Below are 7555 nucleotides of genomic sequence, written 5' to 3' on the forward strand. Positions count from 1 at the left end.
GGTGCCGCGGGGGGCGGCGTCCCGGGGGGGCGGGCGGCGTCGGGGTGGGGGGCGCGGCCGGGGCCGCGGCGGGGGCGCCGGGCGCCGCCGGGCCCGGGCCCGGATCGGCGCCCGCGGCGCCGGGCGGGTCGGACCTGCCGGCCGGGCCGGGGGGGCCGGCCAACCCCGGGGCAGCGGCGTCAGTACGGGCCGTCGGCACCTCGAATCCCCACCGTGCGGTGCGGGTGAGGAACCAGTTGAGCTGGGCCGCCGCCGTCCGGTGGGCCAGCCGGAAGCCGCGGGGCTTGCGGTCCGGCGGGAGTTCCGCCAGCCGCTGGACCTGCCGCGGCGTCGGCTTCACCGGCTCGATGGTGTTCTGCACCGGGTTGGCGGTGAGCCGGAACGCGTACTCCTGCCCCACCTCGATGCGGTCGAGCAGCGGCGCGTAGTCGCGGACGAGGGCGTGCTCGCCGTCGGCGTCCGGCCAGCCGGCGCGCTCGACGATGTGCGTCCAGTCGGGCCGGGAGCGGGTGAGGACGACGAGGTGCGGGCGGCGCGGGTCGTCCGCGTCGAGCCGCCACAGCACGCGTTCGTCCGACGCGCCGGGCAGTCCGCCCTGGACCGCGCCGTGCAGGGCGCGCGGGTTGGCGAGCAGCCGCCGGCTCTCGGCCCGTAGCGGATTGATGCGTACCCGGGAGAGATAGGTCATCGCAGGTCACCTGCCCAGGAAGGCGAAGGGGTCGTGCCCGGCGCCGGGACCGCCGGCGGAATCGGGGTCGGAGTCGGGGTCGGGTGTGGTGTCGTCGCTGGGGGCGGGGAAGCCGGTCGGCACGTCGTACCAGTCGTGCCGCACCCAGCGGGTGGTGAAGCGGCGGCCGTGCGGGTCGAAGGAGAGCGGGGCATCGCGGATCTCGTCCAGGTCGAAGCCGTGGTCGGCGCCGGGCGGCGGGCTCTCCACGGTGACCGGGAGCGGGATGCGCGCGGGGTGGTGCGGCCCGTCCTGGCCCCGTTCGCGGCCGGCCCGCGCGGCGTACTGCCGGCGGGCCCTGGCCGTCGCCTGCCAGGGGTGCGCCCGCAGCACGTCGGTCAGCGTTCCGTCGTGCACGCCGAGCGCGAGCGGCTGGGTGGGCGGGCAGGAGCGGCGGCCGAGCGCGAGCGGGAAGACCGGCGCGCGCACCGCGGCGTCCAGCCGTACGAGCAGGTCGCGCGGCCCGGCCAGGGCGGCCAGGAAGGTGGCGTCCTGGAGGTAGTAGCGGCTGGTGACGTGGGTGTGCTTGGCGGGCTGGGTGGGCCGCTGCACGCCGCCGGCGGAGACCCCGGACTGCGGCAGCGGCCGGCCGCGGTAGTCGGAGATGGTGTGGTAGTCGCGCAACAGCGTGCCCGGTACGTCGACGCGGACGCCGAGGCGCAGCGCGAGGAGTTCGCCCAGCGGCTCGTCGCGGTCCCGGCCGAGCGCGGCGGCGAGCAGGCCGACCACGCCGGACTTGGTGGGTTCGGAGTGGGTCTCGCGCCGGTTGACGGCCACCCGGGAGCCCCAGGCTTGGAGCGGGGCGGCGAGCCGCAGGAGCAGTACGGCGCGGTGGCCGCGATCGGCGTCGGTGTTGATGCCGATCCCGGCGTCGGGGTCGGGATCGGGATCGGTGTGGGGGCTGGTCCCGCCGGGCTCCGTGGGCTGCACCGCCGTCACCGCGCGTCCGGGGCTGCCGGCGCGGCGCTGCGGGCGATCACGGCGCCGAGATGTTCGCCAAGACCGGCGAGGAGTTGGGGAAAGGCGACCGGGGCGCCGAACGCACCGGCGAGCGGGCCGCTCGCCGGCGAGTCGTCGTCGAAGGCGTGGCAGACGGCCGCGTGGTCCGGGGCGTCGCCCCACAGCCGTACCGCGGTGCTGTGTTCGCGGGCCAGCCGGCGGGCCGACTCGGCGGCGATGCCCGCGCTCGGCGCCACCGGGTCCTCGAACGCGGAGACCAGGTTGACGGGCTGGTCGGACCTGACCGCGACGGCGACCAGGCTGGGCAGCGTGCGGTGGGCGAAGGAGTTGCCGTAACCGCTGGGCACCGAGCGGGCGAAGGAGCTGACGAACGCCTGCACCCCGCGCACCGCGTCCTCGTCGGTGTCCAGGTTGTGCCGCAGTTGGTGCAGCCCGACGCTGGCGTACCGGTACAGCGTCGCGGAGTTGAAGCCGATGGTGCCGATCATGCCGGCGCCGGTCTCCTGCCCCTTGCTCGCCTCGTCGTCCACGGCGGTGAAGTAGTCGAACTCCAACTCCACCGCGTGCGTGGACAGCGCGTGCGCCACCTGCACGGCGGCATCGACACGCAGCGCCGGCAAGTCGGCGACCATCCGCCCGAACAGCGCCACGTCCAGCGGGTGCCCGGAGGTGAACGCCTCCTGGATCGGCAGCGACTCCATGGCAGCGGCCAGCGCCTTGTCATCCAGCGCGACCAGTTCGGCGGCCCGGTCGCGGACCAGCGCGGCGCCCGTTTCGAGCTGCCGCCGCCCGGAGAAGAGCAGGTACGCCGTGTCGCCCGCCTTTTTGCCGGCGCGGATCTTCAGCGGCGCGAGCAGCGCGCCGGCCAGCCGGGCGGACTGGTCGGCGTCGAGCGCGGTCCCCGCCCGCAGCCGCTCGGCGAGCGCGCCGGCCACCCGCCGGGTACGGGTCGCCAGGTCCTGCTCGGGCAGCCGCTCGGTGAAGTGCCGCCGCGTCGCGCGCTTCCACGCCTGCGATGACACCCGCGACCGCCGCACCCCGCCGAAGTACGCCTCCTTCGGGTTGCCCTGGTCGTCACGGTTCAGGTTGGCGGGCGGCACGGTGTGCAGGATGTGCACGTCGACGTACGTACGGGGAGCTGGCAGCTCCACGGGTCCTCCAGGGCGGGTCGGTGGTCGGTCGGGCGGATCGAAACGGGTCACGGGTCACGGGGCGGGGCGTGGTCGCGGTGGGCTGGGGGAGCGGGCGTACGGGCCGGTTGCTGGGTGTGGGGTACGGGCCGGGGCCGGGAGGTGGCGTACGGGCCGGTCGGCGTACGAGCCGGGGCCGAGGCGGCGCACGTGCCGGGGCCGGGGCGATGTACGGGCCCGGGGCCGGCCCCAGGGCTCACACTCCCGGTGGCGCGTCGGCCGCCTCGCCGCCGGGCTTCCACGCGTGGTACGCCAGGCCCCAGGTGCGGCGGACGCGCTGGCGGCTGTCCGGGCGCGGCCACAGGGTCAGGTCGGTCAGCAGCCGGCCGTAGTCGAGCGCGATGGACTCGCCGCGGAGCTGCGGGATCAGCCCGCGCAGCCGGAACAGCAGGATCTGTACGGAGTTCGCGCTGACCGCCGCGGCCACGCGCCGGTCCAGCGCCTCCGGGCTGTACCGGTCGGCCTCGCGCAGCGCCCGCAGCGCCGTACCGAGGCCGACGCCGCGCTGGTGCATGGGCCGTAGCTGGCTCTGCTGGTGCAGCCCGTACAGCGCGAGCGCCCCGTGCTCGGCGGCGAGCTCCGCGGTGAGCTCGCCGTCGGTGGGGCTCGTGTAGTACGGCCACAGGGCGGGCACGGTGCCGGCCGTCTGCCCCAACCCGGCCCGCAAGTCGGCAAGTTCCTCACCGGGCGGGCCACTCGGCGCGTGCTTAAGCCAGCCCTTGGCGCCCACGTACCGGTCCCAGTAGCGGGCGGTGGTCTGCGCGGGCGCGGCGGCATGGAGTACGGGCTGCGCGGCGGGTTGTGCGCCAGGTCGTGCCATGGGGCCGGACTGAGGGGGGACGCTCACCGCGCAGGGCCTTCCGTGGGGTTGGTATCGGGGCCGGGGTTGGTGCCGGGGCCAGGGTTGGAGTCTGGGTTGGAACCAGGGTTGGAGTCGGGGTTGGTGTCAGAAGGGGAATCAGAAGGAGGATCGGACTCCTCCGCCTCCCGCCTGGCCCGGCGTTGTTCGGCGATGCGCTCGGCCCGCTGCCACAGGATGTCGGCCAGCGCGCGGCGGAACCCGGACTCGGCGGTGCTGAGCCGGTAGACGCGGCTGGTCTCGCCGGCGGCGACGGCGCGGCCGAGGAAGAGGCCGGGCGCGGCGGCGTTGCTGAGCAGTTGCTCCGCAACCTTCCACGCCTCCCGCGCGGCGCGCTCCTCCCAGGCCGCGAGGAGGGCGAGGACCCGCTCCCCGTCGGACCCGATCCGGCGCAGCTCCACCAGCAGCCTGCGTACCAGCGGGTCCAGCGCGTGCAGCAGGGTCTCGCCCGGGTACTGCCAGGCGCCGCGCGGCAGGGCGTCGGAACCTGCGGCCCGGCGCAGGTCGGCGGCGAGCAGGTTGACCGCCTTGGAGAGTTGCTCGGCCTGCTCCACCGCGCCGAGCAGCGCACCGCGCGGCACGCCGTCCCGGTCGAGCGCGGCCAGCGGCAGCGGGATCTCGTCGAAGAACAGGTCGTCGATGGCGCCCGGCTTGGCGTTGTACGCGATGGCCGCCAGCTCAAGTTGGAGCGGGTAGTTGGCGGCCGGTGTCTGGTGGAGCTGCCGCACGGCACTGAGCTGCGCGAGCAAGTCGCTGGTGTAGTAACCGTGTTGGTGGGTCTTCGCGCGCGTCGGGTCGAACGAGCGGTCCACGGCGAGCAGCGCGTTCAGCCCGCGCCAGGCGGCCCGCCCCACCTGGTGCCGCAGCGGCCTGACCCGGGGCACTTCCGCGTCCTTGCCGCGCCGCTTGGCGTACGAGGTCTCGCTCTCCTCGAACCAGGCCGTGTGCGTCTCGTGGTCCCGCGGCACCCGGAGCAGCCGGTCGCCCGCGGCCAGCACGACCCGGGTGACGTACGGGTCGCCGTCGGCGCCCGGCTCCTGGCACAGCCGGATGCGCCGGGCCTGCCAGGTCCACAGGTCAAGCGGCCCGGCGGCCTCGCGCGTCGACCAGCGCACGGTGCCGGCCACCGGATCGGCGGTCACCTCCGTACTGCCCTCGTGCCGGCGCCACTGCGGGCGGTCGCCCTTCAACTTGACCCTGCCGTACGGAATGTTGAGCAGCAGCGTCTCGTACACGGTCCGCCCGCGCGGCAGCACCACACCCAGCCTGCCGAGCGGCCCGACCGGGTTGCCCAGCACCTTGCCGCCCTTGGCCTGCGGGTCGTCGGCCGCGCCGGTCTTGATGGCGCCGGTGTCCCAACAGTGCGCGTGCAGCAGCCAGCGGGCGGCCTCGGCCGGGGTGAGGGGCAGCGGGTCGGCGTCGGTGCGGGAGGAGAACAGCGGCACGTTGTTCCCCGTCGCGACCGTGGCCACCAGCAGCGCCGAAGTCTTCGTCTCATCCTTGTTCGTACGCAACCCGGCCACCTGCGCGAACGGCGCACTCGCGGAGAACAGGTCGAAACGATCACCGTAAGCGTCGAAGTAGCCTTCCAACCGCTCCCGCTCGGCACCGGAGAACGCACCGCGCGCGAACCGCTCGGCCCACTCGGCACCGTCCCGTACGAACCCGAGCGCGTCCACCACCAGCGGCAACAGCAGTTGCCGAAAGATCGCCGGCTTCTGGGTGGGAATATCCACCTCGAAGTCCCGAAAGCGGTGCGCGTCGAGCAGTAACTCCCGTACGCCTACCGCCCGCCCACCGGTCCCACCGGTCCCGCCGTCCCCGTCGGTGCTTCGTACCTGGTCAACGAGGGAAACCGGTAACCACGGCTCATCGAGCAGACTCCACAACCCAGCCTCCAGCAAAGCTATTACGTCTTAGGTGGGGGAGTGGCCAGACTGGCACAGTCGGCCGGGCGGCGCGGGCCGAATGCGAGAATCGCCCGGCGCGGGCCCGAAGGCGGGGCCCGCGCCGCGTACGTCCACGAACCGTATGCCCGCCCCGGACCCCCCGGGGGTGTTCCCCTCTTCCGTCTCGCGTCGGAGGTCGGCCCCGCGCCCTGTGCGGGGGTTGGGGCCCCGTGCCCGTACCGCTCCCGCGGCGGGGCACGGGGCCTGCCCTACGGCGGAGCCGTTTCACACCACTAGCCCCCGGGTGGTGGCTCGACGCCGTGCCCCAGCACCATGTGCATCTGCAAGGCGTCGACGACCTGGGCGACGGCGGGCGCGGTATGGGAGCCCAGGGCGTCGTGCAGCAGCCGCTTGAACTTCGCGCACTGCGGACAATCGCCGGGCCGCGCTGCTCTGCCGGGCGCAGTCGCCAGCCGCAACAGGTCTTCTACACAAGGCAGTTGCGCCGCAGCCGCAGCCGCAGCCGCAGCCGCAGCCGTACCGTCCAGGGACACGTCGTGCGGTGTCGGCCGCGGCCCATGGGAGGCAGCGTGCTCCCGGGACTCGCAGACGGCGGCTGCTCGGTCCATGGCCTGCGCCAGCACCCACCGGGCGAGTCTGTCGTCTCCCCGCCGGGAAAGGACGAGGCGAGCGCCGAGCTCGCACGCCTCGACCAATTCGCTCTGCATCAGCCGGGGAAACCAGGTCCAGGCAACGCTTTCCTGCATGGCGCACACCAGCCATGGAATATCCGCTATCGCTCGGTCCCGATATTCGCCTTCATCGAAGCGTACGAGAGCGGCGATACGGCGGAGTTCCGTGGCGAAGCTCATTTCTGGCACGGAAGAATTCACCTCATGAGGCAAGGCGGGCATCAGATGGGATGTGGGGCCCGCTCTCCGCAGGGCTGGGGTTCGCGAGTGGGGGCTCGCGCGGCTTCACCTGCGGAGAGCGGGAGCTTCAAGGGGAGCGCGACACCCGCCTCTGCGCCCCCCGGTTTCTGTTCGTCGAAGTCGGTCATCGCGCCCCGGGAAGGGCGCGGGCGGCCGATCTTGGGAAACGGCGTCGGGGTGGGTTCGCGGGGCCTCGGGTACTGGGCACGCAGAGCCGTGCCGGGCGCGGTTACGCGCGTACTCGCGGCCGGGGGAGTCGCTGCAACACAGATCGCACGTGCACGAACTCACTTACTCAGTGGAGATGTTGAGCGTCTCCGACTGCGCGCGCGAAAGGCATGCCGCAAGCGGGTCATTGAGCCGCGGCCGGCGTCAGCCCACCGGGGTCGCGGGGTTCCCGGACAGGTTGCGGGGCCTGGCGGGCTTGGTGCGGAGTTCGGGGCAGCGCTCTTTGTTGCCGCAGCGGCACGGCGGCCACTTCAACGCGGCGTCGGAATTGGCGATCGAGTCAACCCGACTCGTGGGAAAGGCCCTTGACGTACTCTGACCCATGACTGTCTACCTCGCTTTGGGCGGTCACTTCGCCTCCGCGACCGTCCGACCGGTCGTGGAGGCCCCTTCTCGCTCTAGGCAACCGCGCGGCTACGGACAGCGGTACCGTGTCGATTCCAACCCCTCTCAATTCCTCTCAATTTACGGGGGAGATCCATGGGTAATCGGGCGCCGAACGAAAAGCTGCAACGACTGGTTCGTCAGGCCGAGTGGACGTACGAGCAACTGGCCCGAAAGGTCAACCAGGTGGCCACCGAGCGGGGGACCAAGCGGTCTTACAGCTCACAGGCGGCGTGGCTGTGGGTGAAGAAAGGCGTGGTGCCGCGCGATCAAGCATCGCGATCACTCGTAGTAGAGGCCCTGGCCCGAGGTCTGGGCCGCTCCCTCACCTGCGCGGACGCCGGCTTCCCGGAGCCTGAGGATAGCTCGCACGCGCGTACGGGTAC

The 7555-nt window shown here is 73.3% G+C and carries 6 protein-coding genes and 1 pseudogene; 1 reads left to right on the plus strand and 6 read right to left on the minus strand.

All coding sequences use genetic code 11. The features are described 5' to 3' along the window. From AAHZ94_RS24495 to AAHZ94_RS24520, 6 genes are all read right to left on the minus strand, one after another. Nucleotides 1–688: type I-E CRISPR-associated protein Cas6/Cse3/CasE (locus tag AAHZ94_RS24495; RefSeq protein ID WP_349995269.1), on the minus strand; the 688-nt coding region annotated here is incomplete at its 3' end. Between the two features lie 6 nt (nt 689–694). Continuing rightward, nucleotides 695–1591 (minus strand): type I-E CRISPR-associated protein Cas5/CasD, encoded by an 897-nt coding sequence (cas5e, locus tag AAHZ94_RS24500; protein ID WP_502964767.1) that lies wholly within the window; start codon nt 1589–1591, stop codon nt 695–697. A gap of 71 nt (nt 1592–1662) precedes the next feature. Then, the gene (cas7e, locus tag AAHZ94_RS24505) at nt 1663–2832 is read right to left on the minus strand and encodes a type I-E CRISPR-associated protein Cas7/Cse4/CasC (RefSeq protein WP_349995277.1); all 1170 of its coding nucleotides are present in this window, start codon (nt 2830–2832) and stop codon (nt 1663–1665) included. A 241-nt stretch (nt 2833–3073) separates the two neighbouring features. Continuing rightward, complete coding sequence (casB, locus tag AAHZ94_RS24510; RefSeq protein WP_349995271.1) at nt 3074–3697, minus strand: type I-E CRISPR-associated protein Cse2/CasB; 624 nt, start codon at nt 3695–3697, stop codon at nt 3074–3076. Between the two features lie 23 nt (nt 3698–3720). Next, entirely contained in the window at nt 3721–5625 is a 1905-nt protein-coding gene (gene casA, locus AAHZ94_RS24515) for a type I-E CRISPR-associated protein Cse1/CasA (protein ID WP_349995272.1), read from the minus strand. Nucleotides 5626–5918: 293 nt separating this feature from the next. After that, nucleotides 5919–6497, minus strand: coding sequence for a hypothetical protein (locus AAHZ94_RS24520; RefSeq protein ID WP_349995274.1), 579 nt, complete (start codon nt 6495–6497; stop codon nt 5919–5921). A 768-nt stretch (nt 6498–7265) separates the two neighbouring features. On the opposite strand from AAHZ94_RS24520, the pseudogene AAHZ94_RS24525 reads away from it, so the two are divergent. Then, a pseudogene (locus AAHZ94_RS24525) lies at nt 7266–7555 on the plus strand (tetratricopeptide repeat protein); the annotation flags it as partial.

The sequence above is a fragment of the Streptomyces sp. HSW2009 genome, from assembly GCF_040240285.1.
GTDB lineage: Bacteria > Actinomycetota > Actinomycetes > Streptomycetales > Streptomycetaceae > Streptomyces.